This window comes from Ostreibacterium oceani (genome assembly GCF_009362845.1).
Lineage (GTDB): Bacteria > Pseudomonadota > Gammaproteobacteria > Cardiobacteriales > Ostreibacteriaceae > Ostreibacterium > Ostreibacterium oceani.
Map to the genome: position 1 here is coordinate 177,885 of NZ_WHNW01000001.1, position 20,451 is coordinate 198,335.

At 47.4% G+C, this 20,451-nt stretch carries 15 protein-coding genes; 9 read left to right on the forward strand and 6 right to left on the reverse strand.

Features of this window, described 5'->3' with window-relative positions:
* Nucleotides 1–51: 51 nt before the first annotated feature.
* The 4 genes from GCU85_RS00775 to glnE all read right to left on the reverse strand — a co-directional run bounded on the left by GCU85_RS00775 (nucleotide 52) and on the right by glnE (nucleotide 6,085).
* Nucleotides 52–864: a prepilin-type N-terminal cleavage/methylation domain-containing protein gene (locus tag GCU85_RS00775; protein WP_218110451.1), complete on the reverse strand. Its 813-nt coding sequence runs from the start codon at nucleotides 862–864 to the stop codon at nucleotides 52–54.
* 53 nt (nucleotides 865–917) lie between these two features.
* Entirely contained in the window at nucleotides 918–1,634 is a 717-nt protein-coding gene (locus GCU85_RS00780) for a GspH/FimT family pseudopilin (RefSeq protein ID WP_152808350.1), read from the reverse strand.
* Nucleotides 1,635–2,036: 402 nt separating this feature from the next.
* Nucleotides 2,037–3,032, reverse strand: a complete 996-nt coding sequence (gene ilvE, locus GCU85_RS00785) for a branched-chain-amino-acid transaminase (protein ID WP_152808352.1) — start codon at nucleotides 3,030–3,032, stop codon at nucleotides 2,037–2,039.
* A gap of 158 nt (nucleotides 3,033–3,190) precedes the next feature.
* On the reverse strand, nucleotides 3,191–6,085 hold the full coding sequence (gene glnE / locus GCU85_RS00790) for a bifunctional [glutamate--ammonia ligase]-adenylyl-L-tyrosine phosphorylase/[glutamate--ammonia-ligase] adenylyltransferase (RefSeq protein WP_152808355.1): 2,895 nt from the start codon (nucleotides 6,083–6,085) through the stop codon (nucleotides 3,191–3,193).
* 397 nt (nucleotides 6,086–6,482) lie between these two features.
* On the opposite strand from glnE, the gene nagZ reads away from it, so the two are divergent.
* The 7 genes from nagZ to GCU85_RS00825 all read left to right on the forward strand — a co-directional run bounded on the left by nagZ (nucleotide 6,483) and on the right by GCU85_RS00825 (nucleotide 14,350).
* Entirely contained in the window at nucleotides 6,483–7,532 is a 1,050-nt protein-coding gene (gene nagZ / locus GCU85_RS00795) for a beta-N-acetylhexosaminidase (RefSeq protein WP_152808357.1), read from the forward strand.
* Nucleotides 7,533–7,669: 137 nt separating this feature from the next.
* Nucleotides 7,670–8,986: a hypothetical protein gene (locus GCU85_RS00800; RefSeq protein ID WP_152808358.1), complete on the forward strand. Its 1,317-nt coding sequence runs from the start codon at nucleotides 7,670–7,672 to the stop codon at nucleotides 8,984–8,986.
* 51 nt (nucleotides 8,987–9,037) lie between these two features.
* On the forward strand, nucleotides 9,038–10,336 hold the full coding sequence (locus tag GCU85_RS00805; RefSeq protein ID WP_152808360.1) for a hypothetical protein: 1,299 nt from the start codon (nucleotides 9,038–9,040) through the stop codon (nucleotides 10,334–10,336).
* A 244-nt stretch (nucleotides 10,337–10,580) separates the two neighbouring features.
* Nucleotides 10,581–10,946, forward strand: a complete 366-nt coding sequence (locus GCU85_RS00810; RefSeq protein WP_152808362.1) for a peroxiredoxin — start codon at nucleotides 10,581–10,583, stop codon at nucleotides 10,944–10,946.
* A 74-nt stretch (nucleotides 10,947–11,020) separates the two neighbouring features.
* On the forward strand, nucleotides 11,021–11,590 hold the full coding sequence (locus GCU85_RS00815) for a hypoxanthine-guanine phosphoribosyltransferase (protein ID WP_152808363.1): 570 nt from the start codon (nucleotides 11,021–11,023) through the stop codon (nucleotides 11,588–11,590).
* 135 nt (nucleotides 11,591–11,725) lie between these two features.
* Nucleotides 11,726–12,457 (forward strand): S-methyl-5'-thioinosine phosphorylase, encoded by a 732-nt coding sequence (locus GCU85_RS00820; protein WP_152808365.1) that lies wholly within the window; start codon nucleotides 11,726–11,728, stop codon nucleotides 12,455–12,457.
* A 357-nt stretch (nucleotides 12,458–12,814) separates the two neighbouring features.
* Nucleotides 12,815–14,350, forward strand: a complete 1,536-nt coding sequence (locus GCU85_RS00825; protein WP_152808367.1) for a trimethylamine methyltransferase family protein — start codon at nucleotides 12,815–12,817, stop codon at nucleotides 14,348–14,350.
* A 309-nt stretch (nucleotides 14,351–14,659) separates the two neighbouring features.
* Here GCU85_RS00825 and GCU85_RS00830 read toward each other — a convergent pair whose 3' ends face one another.
* Nucleotides 14,660–15,664 (reverse strand): LysR substrate-binding domain-containing protein, encoded by a 1,005-nt coding sequence (locus GCU85_RS00830; protein ID WP_152808368.1) that lies wholly within the window; start codon nucleotides 15,662–15,664, stop codon nucleotides 14,660–14,662.
* 557 nt (nucleotides 15,665–16,221) lie between these two features.
* Complete coding sequence (gene aqpZ / locus GCU85_RS00835; RefSeq protein ID WP_218110452.1) at nucleotides 16,222–16,923, reverse strand: aquaporin Z; 702 nt, start codon at nucleotides 16,921–16,923, stop codon at nucleotides 16,222–16,224.
* 387 nt (nucleotides 16,924–17,310) lie between these two features.
* Here aqpZ and glyQ point away from each other — a divergent pair, with 387 nt between their 5' ends.
* Entirely contained in the window at nucleotides 17,311–18,255 is a 945-nt protein-coding gene (gene glyQ / locus GCU85_RS00840; protein ID WP_152808372.1) for a glycine--tRNA ligase subunit alpha, read from the forward strand.
* Nucleotides 18,252–20,393, forward strand: coding sequence for a glycine--tRNA ligase subunit beta (gene glyS / locus GCU85_RS00845; protein WP_152808374.1), 2,142 nt, complete (start codon nucleotides 18,252–18,254; stop codon nucleotides 20,391–20,393). Before glyQ ends, glyS begins: the two co-directional genes overlap by 4 nt.
* Nucleotides 20,394–20,451 lie beyond the last annotated feature (58 nt).

The following is a 20,451-nucleotide window of genomic DNA, read 5'->3' on the forward strand; positions in this document are numbered from 1 at the left end:
CTCATTTAACGTACTTACCTACCGATAAGGCAAAATACAATACTATTGATGCTAGTAAAAAAAGCTATATTGCACACACTCATCGCCCGTCAAACTAAAGTTTGCTGTCACACCATTGACTGGTGTTACATTTTTTCCTGTATAACACCCACGGCCCGCCAAAGGAATATTTTGCCGATTAGGGTCGTAACTCCAAACAACGGTGACATTCACTCTAGAACCTTTTTTAGAGCACCTTTTCTCGGTCGCATCAGTGGTATCTACGTCAATACACTCCACCTTAAAAGCGGCATTGGGCAAATCCCTTGCTAGATTATAGGCAAACATATTGTGCAGGTAGTCGGCTGCAAATCTTCGATAATCACAAGACTCTGAAGCGGTCGCCGAGTTCGCATCAACCAAGCCTGGAGCGACTGCCTGAAAAGGATCCACACCATTTTTATTCCCTGCACTATAGCATTGTCGCTCTGCTACATTGTTAACTCCTTGTAGAAAATTCAAGTTTTCACCCCACCGCATAAAACCGCCATTTGCCACACCACCACCCGCGTCCCTAGTCTGTGTCGCAAAATAGCCAAACTGCATCGCCTCTGGCTGAGATAGCATCATATCGACTAATTGACGAGTGTGATACTGTGTCCACACTTGGTTAAGCGCATCACTAGAACGCTTAGTATTCGCGACTTGAAGCGCAGCATAACCCAACAACCCCACCGCAAATATGACCAGAGAGAATAGCACCTCTAACAAGGTAAATCCGCGTTGCGCGCTCAAACTCCGTACATTTGTTCCTTGTAGTGCTGACGACACTTCAATCGCTGGCTGAGAGGCCAATGGCATATTGTTTTTTTTAATTAATTGCATTCTATCTATCTCCGCCTGAATTATTTCAGCCTTATTCACTCCTACATGCATGATTATAGTCCCGCCTCCTTACGACAGACAGAAATTCCACCGGGCTGAACTTGACTGCACAAATTTGCACCGCCCACGCACTGCGGACCATTCGCAGCTGTACTCGAGCCTAACTGCTCACCCGTACGAGACCGATCTCGCACTCGCCCCAGAAAATCTATGGAAATTTCACGGAAATAACGCTCATTCACACCGACCGTGAAACGTCTGTCTACCATACAAAACCGTGTCCTAACATTTTGACTGATTCCTGCCGCTGTTCGCGTATAACCTCGACCGCTGGGTCCATAACCAACATAGCCAATCAATCCATTAACGGGGTTCCCTTGCCAAACCCCAACATCTCTGGCGACAGTCGTGCCTTTTTGAATAATAACCTCCCCATCATCAACAGCACCGTTACCATTGCGATCAACGAACATAATCCAACCACTACCCCAAAATCGCGCAGAGGCTGTCGCAGCAGCCGCATTCGCTGCCAAATCACAATCATCCATCGCCGCGTTGGCCGAGCACAACGCGACACGCTCGCCACGACTCATTGCCTCAAGTCTTGCTTGACTCAAATGGCGCAAAAAGAGGTCTTTGCCGCCCTCTAGTTGTTGGTTTTGATAGGTTCGGCTGAGTGACGGCGCAGCCAGTGCAACCATAATAGCTGCAATCGCAACCACCACCATTAGCTCTAATAACGTAAACCCTTTGTTTTTGTTTATTTTCATACCGTTTCTCTTTGATTATTCCCTTTGCAGGGTTTTATTCACGTTTATTATTCTATAACGTAAATACCCTATTTTTTCGTTTATTACCAAATTGTAATTTTGGATTACCGTTGCCGCGAGGATTTCTTACCAATTATTTCGTTGATTATTTCGTTGAAAATCTTGCCGATTAGCTTACCGATTAGCTTGCCGATTACTGGTTGTTTTTCGGGCGCTTTAACTAAAAAATTATGTTAATTCAATCGGTAAAGCGCTAAGGCAGAGTTTAATGGCACCTGTAGCGCCAGTCATTATTGCCATTGATTTGTTGTAGGTCACACAGACCATAGCCACACAGACCATAGCCACACAGACCATAGCCACACAGACCATGGCCACACAGGCCATCATCACACAGACCAACTAGGCAATCGGCGTCAACCAGCCAAAGCTATCGGGTGCTTGCTCCTGTTGCAGGGCATTGAGGTATTGACGCAACTTCATCGTATTGACACTAGGATTACCCGCATTGACCGAATAGCGATTTTCATGATACACCACTTCGCTGACTGGCACTAGAACCGCAGCAGTGCCTGACAAGGCCACTTCGCCCGTTTTTGCCCAGTCAATCAACTCGTCAGCATCAATATTGCGCTCGGTCACTTGATAGCCTAAATGCGCAGCGACTTTTAATAGCGAATCCCGCGTGATACCAGGCAAGAAGTCATTAGACAACGGCTTAGTGATGACTTCGGTATCATTAATTAACAAGCAATTAGTGGCAGCCGTCTCCTGAACATCGCCATTAGGCGCAAAAATGACTTGCTCAACCCCGTATTTTTCACGCGCCTGCATGACAAGCCCCAGTGCCGATGCGTAGTTGCCCCCTGATTTTACCGCACCAAAATGCGGCGCACAACGCAGATTATCGGTGTCTAACAACACGCTGACTTTTGCATCTGCTGAGATATAATCACCCACAGGTGATATTAGTATATACAATAACGCCGTGCGGCTAGGGGATGCTGCGCGACCGATTGAACGGTCAGTACCAATCAACGTCGGACGAATGTACGCCGTCCCTGGGAAATCAGGCACTTGGTCGGCGTATTTATTCAATAATACGAGAATCATTTGCCGCATCTGCGCGGCGTCTGGCACGGGCAAGCATAGCTGGCGTGCCGAATTTTGCATCCGCGAAATGTGGTCGTCTAAACGAAACACACAAATGCGCCCCGTGCTGGTACGAAAGGCTTTTAACCCCTCAAAGCATTCGCTCGCGTAGTGCAACGCATGCGAAGCAGGATGCAACACCAGCGCATCGCTCGCCTGAAAACTAACCGCTGACCAGGTACTGCCATCAAATTCACTGCACGTTATTTCATCAAAAAATTGCGTGCCAAATTCTTGACTTGCCATATTATTATCCTCTGTTAATCCTGTCTATATAGCGCCTTATTATTGCGGTTTTTTGGGCCGCTGTAAACTGCAATCTATGCCTTTTTAGCTTACTGGCTCATGTTAGCTATTGTGCTGGCTATTGTATTGACTATGGCATTAGGTATTGCGATTTGTGGTTAGCTTGTTTTTGCCCCAATTTTTGCCTCAGTTTTCGTCTCAGCTTTCGTCTCAACTTGGGTTTCAAAAACCTGCGCCCAAATGGCTTTGACGTCTTGCATTTCTTGCGCAAATCGCGCCGTATCGACAACGGTTTCATGCCCCAATAATTGTTGGTGGTGTATCCAAAAGCGATACGCCCGATAAGCAAACCGCAAATCTGCGGCATCCGCCGAACGTAAAATTTCGAATAACTCAAGCGCTGCAATTTGGCGAACATTATCACTGCAACGCACCAAATCAGGGAAATCCACCGCGTGTTTTAGCAGCAAGTACTGCACAATAAACTCAATATCCGTTAGCCCACCTGCGGCTTGTTTGATATTCGCCTGACCGTCTGGTAGCGTTTTGTCGCGATGCTGATCTCGCATTTTGGTGCGCATTTTCAGCACATCTTGGCGCAGCGTTTCGCTATCACGGGGCATGGCCAGTACGCGCTGGCGAATATCGGCAAAGGCATCCGCGATAGACTGCCCACCAGCAACAAATCGAGCGCGCACCAAGGCTTGGTGTTCCCATGTCCACGCATCATGAAACTGATACTGCGCAAACGCATTAACGCTATTGACTGCCTGCCCCGAGCCGCCTGACGGGCGCAGTCGTGTATCCACAGGATAAAGCTGTCCGCTGGGTGTCAATGTGGTAATTAAATCGGTGAATTTTTTCACCACGTGCGAAAAAAACACGGCGTTATCTATAGACCGTTCGCCATTTGTCATCTGCTTTTCGCCTTGCGAATCATGCAAAAACACCAAGTCTAAATCAGAGCGATACCCCATCTCCAAGCTACCCAGCTTGCCATACGCGATAATACCAAACGATGCCTGCTTCGTCTGCCCATCGAGCACATAAATCGGTCGTCCATATTTTTCCACCAGCGCATCGATGGCCATTGTCAAAATGGCATCAATAATCGCCTCAGCAATCCAAGACAGCTGGTCTGACACGTGCAGCAGCTTAATATTACCTTGCAAATCTGCGCTCGCCACTCGAAATGTCTCGGCATTCTTAAAGTCCATGAGTTTTTGCAGCGTGCTTTCGGTATCGCTACATTGTGCAATGGCACGCTGTAACTCTCTGCGGATATTTTGAGCGCTACGTGGTGCGGTTTCGTGGTTTTCATGGATTAGTTCATCAATAACCAATGGATGGGTACATAAAAACTCTGTCATCCAACGACTGTGCATAAACAAATGCATGATTTTTTTCAACACGCCTGGATGCTCGACCAACAAACTCAGATAAACACTCTCATCGGCAATGGACTCGAGCAGCGTCAGCATGTGGTTAGCGATTTTAACGGGGTTGTCTTCGCCATCCAGCGCCGCAATGATTTGTGGCAAAACCCAATTTAAGCGAATCAAGTATTTTTCACCCAAATCATGCTGCCACATCCGTTTATAAAACTGTACAAACTGGTGCGCAATGGTTTCTGCGCTTTGCTGGGTCATGTCGGTTTGGTACAGCAAGTCTAGCCAGTAATCATCGGTTAGTTTTTCTTGGTCAATTGGCTGTGCTTGCCCATCTTGAGTGGCAAAGACGCGCTGAAACAACGCAAATACTTCGTAGCGAATACGGTTAATTTCTTCGACAAGGCGCAGCCAGTCTTTTTCGCCCAACGCCGTCAGCAATGCCTGTCGTGGCGCGGTTTTGTTTGGTAAATCATGTGTTTGCTGATCCTGATAATACTGTATTGCATTTTCTATTTGGCGTAACCGCAGGTAATTAACGCGCAGCATGGCGGCGACTTTTTCGGATAATAACTCCTTGTCCTGCAGTGCTTGTAATGCACCCAGCAACGACTGCTGGCGCAGCGACTGCATACGCCCACCATAAATCATCTGAAACGTTTGCACGATAAATTCGATTTCACGAATACCACCGTAACCCAGCTTTAGATTATCTTTGATGCCTTTTTCTTTGGCAGCGGCGATGATTTTGCTTTTCATGTCGTCGATAGAATGCATGGCCACATAATCGACGTGGCGCTGATAAACAAACGAAGACAATTGCGAAATAAGCGCCTGCCCCGCCGCAATATCACCCGCAACAGGACGCATTTTAACCAACGCATAGCGCTCCCAATCGCGCCCATGCTGCAAATAATAGCGTGTCATTGCCGTAAAAGTCGTCGCCAAAGTTCCAACGCTGCCAAAAGGCTTGAGCCGCATATCAACGCGGTACACAAAGCCATTTTCATCGTACTGGTCTAGCAAGCGGATTAATTTTTGCGCCAACCGATGAAAAAACAATTCGTTATCAATCGGATTTTCGTCTGATGTGGTCGTGCCATTTTCAGGATACGCCAAAATCAAATCAATATCTGATGAAAAGTTCAGCTCGCCACCGCCCAACTTCCCCATACCAAATACCGTCAAATGCTGCGGTGTTTGGCTATTTTTGCCCATTGGTATCCCGTAACGTTCGCACATTTGTCGATACAGGTATTGATAAGTCACTTCCAAACAAACCGTCGCCAAATCTGACAGCGCCCGCAGCATGGCTTGGATGGTTATTTGCCCCGCAATATCACGACAGGCCAGCTCGACATGGCTTTGCAATCGAAATTCACGCAACCGCTTCGCTAGGGTTTTTTCATCCACCTCCGCAACCAACGAAGACAATTGATTCAGGTATTCGTTATACGTTTTTACGGCGTTGGCGCGGTTCTCCGTAGACGTTTCAAGCCGTTCTAGTATTTGCGAATAGGTGACGGGCGATCGCTCGGCAAAACGCTTGACCATTTCACTGGCTGCCGTACAGGCGTTGCTCAGTGCGTGCCTATCGGGGAAACGAGCGGGGTTATTCTCTGCAATTTCTGTTGCCGCGATTTCTGTTGCGATTTCTGTTGCCATTTAAATCGATTACCTTTGTTGCGCCGCACAAAAATAGCAGGCGGTTATGTCAATCTATCGTGTCCAGTTTATCGGGCCCAATTGTTGTGCCCAATTGTTGTGCCCAATTGTTGTGCCCAATTGTTGTGCCCAATTGTTGGGTTCAATTGCGGTGTCTATGAGCACCGATTGAGACAAATTTCAAGCTACGCTAGCACGACTACACACGATTGCACTATAATAGCACTAAACTTTCAGCGTACGACAAAATGCGCGACAAAATGCGCGATAAATTGCACGACAGAAAATGCAACCAAATACGGCGCAAAATCGCACCATCTAATCGCACCATCTAATCATGATACGAATTAACGACAAGCGCCACAACCCTAGCCACTGACTATTACGAATAACACCGATGATTTCAAATACTGCTTTATTTATGATTGGTATCCAAGGCAAACAACTCACGGACGCCGAATGCCAGCTATTACAACACCCGTTAACCGCAGGGGTGATTTTATTCACCCGCAACTACGATAACCCAGACCAAATCACCCAATTCGTCAACACGCTACGCGAAACCGCGACCAATGACTTATTAATCGCGGTTGATCACGAGGGCGGTCGTGTTCAGCGCTTTCGCGATGGCTTTACCGCGATTCCACCGATGGCAACTTTTGGCGCACTATACGATGATAAACAAGCCGCTCACTGCCCCCAGCAAATTGCCCACGCCGCAGGCTATGTCATGGCGCATGAAATTGCCGCTTGTGATATTGATTTTAGTTTTGCCCCTGTGCTGGATTTGCAAACGGATTTTTCAACGATTATCGGTGACCGCGCCTTTCATGAAAATCCAGACATTATCGGTGAACTGGCGGCCGCATTTTATGCTGGCATGCGCGAAGCGGGCACGATTGGTGTGGGCAAACACTTTCCTGGTCATGGTGGCGTGGTGGCGGATTCACACCTTGAATTACCCGTCTCGACGGCGGATTTTGCCACGCTACAACAAACCGAAATACAACCATTTAAACACCTAATCGAGGCAGGTATCGAAGCCATCATGCCGGCGCATATTCTATACAGCCAAGTCGATGGCATGCCCGCTGGATTTTCTAATTTTTGGTTGGCTGAGGTGTTGCGGCATCAGCTTGGATTTAACGGCGCAATTATCAGCGATGATTTAGATATGGCAGGCGCGGCGGCATTTGGCGGTATGGCTGATCGGGTGGCATTGGCCGCCAAAAACTGCGACTTAATCTTACTTTGTAACGACTTTGATTCCATGCAAATCGCCTATCAATGCCAGCCAATCACCCCTGACAACGACCGTCAAGCACGATTAACGGCATTGCAACGCAACAAAGCCGCGCTTAACACCACCAACAGTGGCGCGACGCAGTCGAATCGCTATAACACGCTAAAAACACTATTACTAAAAGCACGATTACAACACCACTAACCCATCGTCGTCCTTACCATGCCAAGGCGTTTTGTTTATTACAATACGTTAATGTTGTCATTTTTTATTACCTAGCTTGCGTGATTTCGTTGTAATATTTTTGTAATATAAATGCTTAATTATTTTTCTAAAAAACCATGTCATATAATACTCACCGCTATGCCATTAATATAAACAAACCGCTATACGCCATCGTGCGTCGCTATCTGGTTTTAATCACGATGGGCGCCTGTGTCACCGCTATGATGCTAACATCGGCAAACGCCCAAACCATCATCTATCAAAATGATTTTGAAAATCCAACACCCAGCAATTGCCCAAACTGGGGAGGCACTGCTTCTGCTGGAACACTTGCAGCAAACTATAACGATCCACCCGATGCGATTTTTGCACAGACTGGCTCTGCCGACAGACTGTGCGTCAGCCATCCAAGCTACGCTGACCCTAGCAATACCGCGGGAAATTTTGCTATTACCTTTGGCGTTGCATCCAATAATATTGAATCTTGGGGGCTGGCGTTTGACCCGCAGGGCGAAGCATTTATCAACGGGTCTATACAGCTCTCCAAAATCCGTGTTTTTGCGAACAATTCTTATAACTTTACCGCCCCCGAAACCACCCCTGTTACAGCCAATTTTTATCGATTGCCCGCTGGACAAACCTACACTTTATCCAATGCTGGCGTCCCAGTAGGGGGCAATGTCCGCGTCATTGTCGGTGGCGTCGACCAAACGCCAATTGACTCAGACACTATCAATGTGACCAACAGCATCAATCACACCACCTTTGATTGGCAAACGTATAACTTTTCGGTAGACACCAGTGCTTTTGCAACCGGTGATAAGCTAATTATGGTTTTTACTGGCTTGCCTTTACAACGCTTCATGGCATTCGACAACCTGATCGTCACCGCCAATAATACGCCACCCACGGTGACACAGGTCAGCCAAGCCTTTGCCACCGCTGTCGTTGCGCCAGGCGCCAGCACGCAGTTAACGATTGATATCACAGGCAACAATATTGGCGATGCCTTGGGCTTGGTGCTGAATAACACGCTCCCAACACCGCTTAGATTGGATGGTATCGCCAGCAACACCTGTGGCGGCACACCCACCATCACACCGCCAAACGCACTCGCGCTAATGGCCGGCACTGTCCCTGCGGCGGGCTGTCAAATCGTCCTCGATGTGACTTGGGACGAGGTAGACCAATGTAGCGTCCCTAGCGTCACTAACCTGATTACCGATACCGGTGATGCCACGGGTGATTTTAGCTTTACTTCGGGGCAAAACACCGCCATGATTGACGCCACCGCCGATTTGGCGTGCCTTGTCGGGGCTGGCGCTACGCCACACCCAGTACCTAGCGCCAGTAGCTGGTCATTATTCTTACTATTTATCACCTTGGTTGGCAGCTACCGTAGCCTGTATTTGCGCCGGCGGTCTAAGGCGTAAACCCTAAGCAATGACGCTATTACTAATAAAAAAACACAAGGAAACTTTACCATGACACGTCGTACGATACCACATAGACCATTGACCCGCCTGATGACCTCTGTCACCACGTTGTTTACCTTAATGACGTTGGGCATAGCATCCGTACAAGCCCAAACCATCATCTATCAAAATGATTTTGAAAATCCAGCCAATACCAATTGCCCAGACTGGGGAGGCACGGCCTCAGCATCAACGCTCGCAGCAGACTATAACGATCCACCCGATGCGATTTTTGCCCAAACTGCCACTGCCGATAGACTGTGCGCCAGCCATCCAAACTACGCTGACCCCAGCAATACCGCGGGCAATTTTGTTATCGGCATGCATGGGGGAAATGCTTCAACAGCCCAAATTGAGTCTTGGGGGCTGGCGTTTGATCCCCAAGGTGAACCGCTAATCAATGGATCCATTCAACTCTCCAAAATCCGCCTTTTTACATTTAGTGACTATAATTTCACCGCGCCAGAAACCTCGCCCGTTACCGCGAATTTTTATCGCCTACCCGCAGGGCAGACTTATAGTTTATCCAACGCCACTGTTGCTTTTGGGGGCAGTGTTCGCGTCATTATCGGTGGCGTGGACCAAACGCCAATTGACTCAGACACTATCAATGTGACCAACAGCATCAATCACGCCACCTTTGATTGGCAAACGTATAACTTTTCGGTAGACACCAGTGCTTTTTCAGCGGGTGATAAATTGATTATGGTCTTTTCTGGACTACCGCAAAGAAGATACATGGCATTTGACAACCTGATTGTCACCGCCAATAATACGCCACCCACGGTGACACAGGTCAGTCAAGCCTTTGCCACCGCTGTCGTCGCACCAGGCGCCAGCACGCAGTTAACGATTGATATCACTGGCAACAATATTGGCGATGCCTTGGGCTTGGTGCTGAATAACACGCTCCCAACACCGCTTAGATTGGATGGTATCGCCAGCAATACCTGTGGCGGCACACCCACCATCACACCGCCAAACGCACTCGCGCTAACGCCCGGCACCGTACCGGCGGCGGGTTGTCAAATCGTCCTCGATGTGACTTGGGACGAGGTAGACCAGTGTAGCGTCCTTAGCGTCACTAACCTGATTACCGATACCGGTGATGCCACGGGCGATTTTAGTTTTACTTCGGGGCAAAACACCGCCATGATTGACGCCACCGCCGATTTGGCGTGCCTTGTCGGGGCTGGCGGCACAGCCCACCCAGTACCTAGCGCCAGTATCTGGTCATTGTTCATTGCGATACTAAGCGTTATGGCTGTCGCAATGGGTGCGACAGGGCTTTACCGCAAATCGAGTTGATAGACCAGTTGATAGGCTAGCTGACAGGCACATTGACAACGGCAGTGATTTACAGTGATTTAATTATCACCGATGGCATTACTGATGGCATTACCTACGTTAAACCAATCGACAAGGCTGATAGGATTGATAGCGTGGATAGAATTGATAGATTATTTGGCAATTAACGCCAATAGCCGTTATAATTGCTCACGAGACGAAACATCGTCGCCACTTTACAACCCACAAATCCGTCAGAGGTTTTATGACCGAGCGCCTGTTAATTGTCGTCAATAATAGCAACCCACACAATCCTTGTGAAATTGTTGAGCCCATTTATAACGCAACCGTTGCCGCCGCCATGGATTATCATGTCGAATTGATTTTTTCGGGTAGTAGCGGCGAAATTCTAGTCAAAGGCGTTGCAGAAAGCATACTCACGCTAAAAGAAGACAAAACCGTCTATCAACTCATCCAAGAAGCCCACGAAACGGGCGTTCAAATCAAAGCTACCAAGCACCTGACGCTGCGCTGGGGCGAAGAACTAATCCCCGAAGTTGATGACATCGTTGGCGCGGGCTATGTCATTAGCGAAGTGATGGGCAATTCAACCGAAACGCTGTGTTACTAGGGCTATCTGCACTGTTATACGCACCTAAAATAACCGAAAAGACTAGCTGAAAAAACAAACGGACAAAGTAGCTCATGAAAAATCAGCGCGTAAGCAGCGAAACACTAGAAGACGTATTAAACCAATCGGAATGCTTGATTACCGAGCCGACCATTTTGGCGGCTTATGACAAATTAGCAGCCATGCTCAATTTACATTATGCCACTTTAAATCCGATTATCCTCGTCGTACTCAATGGTGGCTTAATCCCTGCCGGCCATCTATTAACTCGGTTATCGTTTTTCCACCGTATGGACTATATTCACGCGACCCGCTACCAGGATAATATCGGTACACAAGAATTAATTTGGAAGGCCGAGCCCGACCTGCCCCTAAAAGACGAACATGTCCTCTTGGTCGATGATATTTTTGACGAAGGCATTACCCTTAAGTCTATCGTTAACGTACTAAAAAATGCAGCGCCTGCTAGCATCAAAACCTGCTGTCTGCTTGACAAGCAGCACGATCGCAAGGTTGCCGATTTTCAAGTTGATTTTATTGGCACTGGGGTGGATGATAAATACATATACGGCTGCGGCATGGATTATCATGGCTATTTGCGGCATTTGCCTGGCATTTATGCCTTAAAATCGACTGATGACTGACCCGATCACACTAAAACCGAACACACTAAAAGTCACGCTAAAACTAAAGCGAAGACTACGCTTAGATTAACAAACAACTAAAATCCAACTAACATCCAACTAACAACCATAATCAAACAAAAAAGGTATAACACGATGATTGGCATTATTGGCGGCAGTAGCCTAAAATCACTCAAACAAATGGTCATTCAAAAAAAGGAAGTTGTTCGAACGCCTTTTGGCATCCCTTCATCGCCGATTATCCTTGGCACGCTATTTGGCGCGCCTATTGCCTTTTTGGCACGGCATGGCGTACAGCATACGATTCCACCGCATTTGATTAATTATCGTGCTAACATCTGGGCGTTACACCATGTTGGTTGCCAAGAAATCTATGCCTTTTCAGCGATGTGTAGTATCAACGACAATATTTCGGTCAAAGATATTGTCATTCCCGACCAGCTTATCGACTACACCTGGGATAGAAAATCGACATTTTTTAATTCACAGATTGAGACCGTCCAATACACCGAATTTTTAGAGCCCTATTCCTCACAAGCGCGACAAAAGCTTATCCATGCTGCTAGCGAACAAAGCCAGCCGTATCATGACAATGCCACTTATGCTATCACGCAGGGCCCGCGCTATGAAACGCGCGCAGAAATAGAACGCTACCAACGCGATGGCTGCCATGTCATCGGCATGACGGGCATGCCAGAAGCCTCACTCGCCCAAGAAATCCAAGCTGATTATGCTGTCTGTGGTTTGGTGACCAATGTCAACACAGGTAACCAGCAAATTTCACACCGAGAAATCATTGCCAACTTGAACCAAACCGATCAAGTTTTTGATGGGCTATTGTCAGCCCTACTCACACAACCCGCATAATACCCCGTGCCGTATCATAACTCGAATAGCCGTATAGTCGTCCGATTGGTTGTACAACGGGTACTGAGCGGATAAAAAGCAATCAGTCGATTCAAGATAAAAAGCGGCAGGTCGATTCAAAGCGGCAGGTCAGCTCAGGCAGGTCAGTTCAAAGCGGCGCCAAACGTCGAAATCACACGGTCTTTTCTGTTTGTGCGCAGGAAGTGACGCTTTTTAGCTAACGCGATAATGCCAATTAGACTTATAATAACCTTTGGCAATGTAGTGGGGCTTTTAGCGAGTAGCTAGGTTATTCAGCTAGCCGCTAAAGGTCGATTACATGTGTATCATTTTCCTTTAATTTATGGAGCGTAAGTTATGTCAGAAAGACGTAGTCGACGTGGTCGTGGTGGCGCAGACGCGCGTATTGAAAAAACAATCAAACCCTTTGCTGAGCGCAAAATTCCTTATTTCGACATCATCAGCGAAGCTGACTACCAAATTATCGAAGACAATGCAGAAACCATCCTCAATGAAATTGGTATCGAGTTTCGCGGTGACGAAGAAGCCATACAAATGTGGCGTGATGCAGGCTGTACGATAGAAGGCGAACGCGTTAGATTTCCTCGTGGGCTATGCCGTCAATTAATCCAAGACAATGCGCCCCGCGAATATACGCAGCACGCCAGAAACCCAGCGCGAACCACCATTATCGGTGGCGACCGCATGGTCAATGTGCCAGCGTATGGCTCGCCATTTGTCAGCTCGCTCGATTTTGAACGCCGCTACGCAACGCTTGATGACTTCCAAAACTTTGTCAAACTCGCGTATATGTGTGACAGCCTGCACCATTCAGGCGGTACGGTGTGTGAACCCGTCGATATTCCTGTCAATAAACGACATCTGGACATGGTTTATGCACACATGAAATATTCTGACAAACCATTCATGGCCTCTGTTACTGCGCCTGAGCGCTCACAAGACACCGTCGATATGCTAAAAATCCTATTTGGCGATGACTTTTATGACGAAAACGGCGAGCCAAAGACCTTTACCAGCAGCTTGATTAACGCGAATTCACCCATGACTTTTGATGACACCATGCTCGGTGCGCTCAAAGTATTGGCACGCAACAACCAAGCCACCGTCGTATCGCCATTTATCTTAGCAGGCGCTATGTCGCCTGTCGCCGTTGCGGGTACTTGCTCACAAATTCTCGCTGAATCAATGGCAGGCATGGCATTTGCGCAACTTATTCGTCCAGGCGCGCCTGTGGTATTTGGTACGTTTTCTAGCTCGATTTCCATGCAATCCGGTGCGCCGACATTTGGCACGCCAGAGCCTGCACAAATCCTGTACATTACGGCGGGTCTTGCGCGACGTTTGGGTGTTCCATTCCGCTCAGGTGGCGGTTTCTGCGCTTCCAAAGTCGTCGATGCACAAGCCGCCGTCGAGGCCGCCAACACCATGTCACATTCGTCGATGGCAGGCATTAACTTTATGCTGCATACTGCAGGCTGGCTAGAGGGCGGATTGGTCATGAACTACGAAAAATTCGTCATTGACGCCGATCAAATTGGCATGGCACAGCGCATCATTGGCGGTGTCGATATGACCGAAAACGGTCAAGCTATGGATGCCATTCGTGAAGTCGGGCCTGGCAAACACTATCTGGGTTGCGCCCATACGCAGCGCAATTTCAAAGATGCGTTTTATCTCTCTCCGTTGACTGATAATAACAGCTACGAGCAATGGAGCGCTGAAGGTAAATTGACGATGGAGCAACGCGCCAATGCTTACTGGAAAAAGCTATTGGCGGCTTATGAAGCGCCACCGCTCGATGCAGAGACTGATGCGGCATTACAAGCCTTTATCGAAAAACGTAAAAATGAAATGCCAGATGAAATTGGGTAGTGGCAAAATTAGCTAATCCAAAAACAAAGTGATGCCAAAACAGAGTGATGGAATCCTTGCTGTCTTAGCACACGCGTTTTAAGACATGTTCTACAAAAACACCCGCAATCGCGGGTGTTTTTGTTTGGGTTTCTACCCAGATTTTCTTTTAATCTTGTTTAAACTTTTTTAAATTTTTTATATCTGATAGCCCTATAAACCACTACCTAGTGACATCAAGTCACGGCATAAAGTGCTTACGTCAAGACCTTACATAAGGGCATGGAGATTGAGGAAAGCATCAATACAACACACAAGAAAGATACAAGGTCAACTCCCCATTTTTTTCGACTCAGCCCGAACAATATCCATAAATAACGTTGCCGCCGGCGATGCAAAGCCACTTTGTCGGGTAATGATGCCGATATTAGTCGCTTCTTCAGATAAATCGACATCGAGAATCGTAATCCGATTATCACGGGCCTCATCAGAGATGGATTCGCCTGGAAATGCCGCAATTAAATCATTACTTTTAATCACTTTCAGGCTACGCACATGCGTTAAAGAATAAATACTCGCAGACGGTAAGTCTAACTCGGATTTACGGAAAAACCGCTCAATCTGGCTATACATGATTGAATCACGCGGCGGCATTAACCAATTCCATGCCAATAAGTCTGCAGGGCTCACATTTTTGCGCTTAGCCAGCGGATGCTCGTTACGGACAACTAGTTGCAGCGTTTCGTTATAAAAATGTTCGATGTGAATGTCTTCGTACTGATTTTTATTCGGCAATCGACCGACAATTAAATCCAAATTGCCACGTTTTAACGAAGGAATTAAACGGATGTTATAATCCTCGACTAAATTAATCTGTACATTCTTTCGCTGCGCTAATAACTCAATGACAGAACGCGACACCAAATCCGTCGAGGCGGCAACTGTCAATCCAATCGTTAGTCTGCCGCCTTGCCCAGCGGCTAAATCCGACACTTCACCTTCTGCGTCTCGCAGTTGATTAATGATGATATGCGCGTGTTTGATGATGATTTCACCGTAGGGCGTCGGCTCAACCCCTCGTGACATTCGATGGAATAACGTCACACCCAAGTCACGCTCCAAATCCTGCAGACGCTTAGTAATCGCAGGTTGTGATAGCCCCATCACATTTGCTGCATTGAGAATCGTGCCGTGCTCATCTAGGGCGATAATCATTCGCAAGTCTTGTACCTTAATCAAATTACAAAAGGCTTGTGCCGTTAATTTAGCTTTTGCCTTAGTTTTTGACGTAGTTTTTGAATTAGATTTTAGCTTAGCTGTCTGTTTAGATTTCATCTCGATTGTTACCTGTTAGTTGTTGTTCACCACTTCACTTGCCGCAGAATAGCGCATAATAGCCGCATAATAGCCGCATAATAGCCGTTAACTGCGCTGCGCACCTCAATCCTTTGAATAAATTAACCAAAATAAATTAATCAATTGATAATGTATGATTTATTGAATAAATCTGCCAGCGGCAACAACTATTTTTAATAGATTATATCACAAATAGTTATGCGTAGGTAACATTTAGCATTAATATGAATACCGATATAACATTGCCATGACACTACTATCATATTGCCACAATATTACCATCGTATTGCCATCGTATTGCCATGGCATTGCCACTACAACCTGTCGCCCTATCGCTGTTTTCGCCACTGCCTCATCATCACCCCGTCATCATCACCCCGTCATCACCGCGCAATAAAAAACCCCGATTGACGGGGTTTTTTATTGCACTTATCGTTAGCCTTTTTTATTGCTAACCTTTATTCCTAACCTTGCTGGCTAATGGCGCTAGGCTAATGGCGCTAGGCTAATGGTGCTAGGTGATTAGTTAGCTATTATTAGTTACTATTAGCGCTTGATTGACCAAAACAACGATACAAAAACCCAGCCGCCATCGCCCCAGCAATCGGTGCAACCCAAAATAACCACAGCTGCTTAACCGCCCAATCGCCAACAAATAACGCGACACCCGTGCTACGCGCAGGGTTGACTGAAGTATTGGTAACCGGAATCGAAATCAAATGAATTAACGTCAACGCCATACCAATCGCCAAAGGTGCCATCGCCGCAGGTGCGCGCTCGTGTGTTGCGCCCAATATGATAAACAAGAACATAAACGTCATCACCACTTCGGTCGTCAGTGCTGCCTGCAAACTATACCCGCCTGGCGAATGCTCAGCATAGCCGTTTGAGGCAAATCCAGCAGACACATCAAACCCTGCTTGCCCCGAGGCGATAAGATACAAAATTGCCGCTCCAGCAATACCACCGAGGACTTGGCTGATGATATAGGGGAATACTTCACACGTGGGCATTCGCCCGCTGCTCCATAATCCCAATGTCACGGCTGGATTTAAATGACAGCCCGAGATATGCCCGATGGCATACGCCATTGTCAGCACCGTCAAGCCAAACGCTAAAGAGACGCCCAACAAACCAATGCCCACATCGGGAAACCCAGCCGCCAATACGGCGCTACCACAACCACCTAACACCAGCCACAACGTACCGATAAACTCGGCAATTAACTTGTTACGCATTAACATTTTATTTATACTCCTATCAATTCCTATCAATTTTTTGTTATCTAATGACAATCATTGGTCATTGCTATAATTTTTTGGTTAATTTTTGGTTTTTTACCGTGGCAAATTATAGGCAATGTCTCGGCCCGTGCCTACTCATTTTTTATTTTTTACGCGTTTTTTGCGTGTTTTTTACACATTGCACACGCACGCGACTAAACCATGCAAGGTAAAAACAATCGCAAAGAATGCTTGGCGTCCGTGCGATGGATTTGTAGAATAGACAAATTGAAATGATAATAAAGTAATTAAATACAAATTGGGCAATGAATTAGGCAAAGCCACTCGTTCGCTAACTAGATGCGTAACTACATGCCCAACTGGATGCTAAGCGGATAAAATATGACAACAACAATGAGTTTCCAAGCAATAATTTTACGATTACAGCAATTTTGGTCAGAGAAAGGCTGCCTCGTCTTACAGCCTTATGATGTCGAGGTGGGCGCAGGGACGTTTCATACGGCTACTTTTTTAAAGGCGATTGGGCCAGAGCCTTGGAATGCCGCTTATGTGCAGCCATCACGGCGCCCAACCGATGGACGCTATGGCAATAATCCAAACCGATTACAGCATTACTACCAATTCCAAGTCGTGATGAAGCCTTCGCCAGATGCCTTTCAAGAAATGTATCTGGACTCGTTAGCCGCGATTGGTATCTCGCCACTAACCCACGACGTGCGCTTTGTCGAAGACAACTGGGAATCCCCCACGCTGGGCGCTTGGGGTCTCGGTTGGGAAGTGTGGGTAAACGGCATGGAAATTTCTCAATTCACCTATTTTCAACAAGCAGGCGGTATGGAATGCAAGCCCGTGATGGGCGAAATTACTTATGGCCTTGAACGCCTTGCGATGTATATCCAAGGGGTGGACAGCGTTTATGATTTATTATGGAACACCACACCACAAGGCGATGTCACTTATGGCGATGTTTTTTTACAAAACGAAGTCGAACAATCCACGTATAATTTTGAACAAGCCAATGTAGAAGAATTATTCCGCCAATTTGAATTCGCCGAAAAAGAAGCCGTTCGCCTATCGGCACTCATGCTCGCATTGCCCGCGTATGAACAAGTCCTCAAAGCCTCGCATTTGTTTAATTTATTAGATGCACGCGCCGCCGTGTCCGTCACGGAACGCCAACGCTATTTACTACGCGTGCGCCACATTGCCAAAGCCGCCGCCGAAGCGTATTACGAATCTCGCAAAGCACTGGGCTTTCCCTTGTGCCGCGGTGAATTTGCCCCCTTAGCAGCCGCATTATTGGCCGAAACGGAGGTATCAACATGAGTCAATCTATGGGGCAATCTACGGGACAATCTGCGGGGCAATCTATGAATGAATCCACGTTATTAATCGAATTGGGCGTCGCCGAATTACCAACTGCCGCCGTTGAACAGCTATCACAAGCCTTTTTAACGCAAATCAAGCATTGCTTAGACGAAAAAGGCATTCGCTATGGCAGCGCCAAACGCTTTGCCACTGCTAGACGCCTAGCCGTGCAAGTGCACAACATCGCCGCAACCCAAGCCGAACAACACATTGAAAAACGCGGACCTGCACTAAAAGCCGCCAAAGACGCCGATGGCAACTGGACCAAAGCCGCCAGCGGATTTGCTGCGTCTTGTGGTGTGGCAGCCGATGATTTACACATCGACAGCACCCCCAAGGGTGACTGGCTGTTTTTTCGCCAAACGGTCGCTGGCAAACCGACTGTCGCATTAATCCCTGATTTATTTCAAGCGGCTTTGGCCGATTTACCGATTGCAAAACGTATGCGCTGGGGCAGCCGTGACGAGAGCTTTGTTCGCCCTGTCTTGACCTTGGTCATGATGCTAGACGATACCGTCATTGACGCCGAGTTATTCGGTGTGAAATCAGGCAATACCACACTAGGGCATCGCTTTCATGGCGATAAAACACGCACCATTCTGCACGCCAACGCGTATGAAAAAAACCTCGCCGATAGCTTTGTCATTGCCGATATCGACAAACGCCGTGAAACGATTGTTCAGCAAGTCAACGCGCTAGTTGCCACCATTGATGCCGCACACGGTGCAAGCCCTGTTATCGACGCAGGCACACTGGATGAAGTCAACGCCCTTGTTGAGCACCCCGTTGCGATTTTGGGCGAATTTGACGCGCGCTACCTGCGCATTCCGCAGGAAGTCCTCATCAAAACCATGCAGGATAACCAAAAATACTTTGCTGTGGTGGATTCAGAGAATAAGATTTTGCCGTATTTTGTCACGATTGCCAATATCGCATCAGAACACCCTGATATCGTCCGGGTCGGTAACCAGCGCGTCATTGAACCGCGTTTTGCTGATGCCGAATTTTTCTGGGAAAATGACCAAAAAACCCCGTTAATTGCTAGGCGCGATGCGTTAAAACACGTCGTTTACCAAGCAAAATTAGGCAGCGTATTTGACCGCAGCGAACGCATGACAACCATCGCCCAATGGCTTGCCGAGCAATTAGACTATAATCGCGATTATGCTCGCCGTGCCGCCCAATTAGCCAAATGTGATTTAACCACCGAAATGGTCTTTGAATTTGGCGAACTGCAAGGTGTCATCGGTCAATACTACGCAAAAAACGATGGCGAACCGCACGAGGTCACCACAGCGATACGCGAACATTACCTACCAAAATTCGCAGGCGATGCACTCCCCAAGACACAAACGGGGCTAGTCATTGCACTAGCCGATAAAATCGAAAACCTAATCGGTGGTTTTGCGGTCGGTGCTAAACCAACAGGCACCAAAGATGCCTATGGATTGCGCCGAGCCACTATTGGCATCATTCGACTACTGGATAACGCGGCACTCGATTTGGCACTCGCTGATTTATTAGCCTTCGCTGCCCAAGCTTTTGACCCCGCATTAAGCGCCGAGAAACAACTAAACGATATTCAATCCTACATTGACGAGCGTTTAAAAGGCTACTATCACGACCAAGGCATTCGCTACGATGTGATCGAGGCTGTCCTTGCGGTAAAACCTGCGTATACCCATGATGCAACGGCACGCTGTCAGGCGTTGATGGCATTTTTACCCCACGAAGCAGCGGACAATCTATTTGCCGCCAACAAGCGTATCAGCAATATCCTCAAAAAAACCACCGTCACACAATCTGCCGTTGATACGCAAAAACTCACCGAAACCGCGGAAAAAACACTCGCGGCAGCAACCAGCCACGTTAAATCACAGCTCAATGCCGCTATTGCCCAGCAGGATTATGCCAGCGCCCTCAATATCCTATCGGTATTACGCCAACCGCTGGATGACTTTTTTGACCAAGTCATGGTCATGTCAGACGATGACAGCGAAAGAAATAATCGCCTAGCGCTATTGGCAGACATCCGCGCATTGTTTTTGCAAATCGCTGATGTATCTACCATTGATAATTCGGTGGGTAATGGCTGATGGATAATCTGCTCAAAAAACTGTATTAAAATTGTCATATGAAAAACCATAGTCTTTT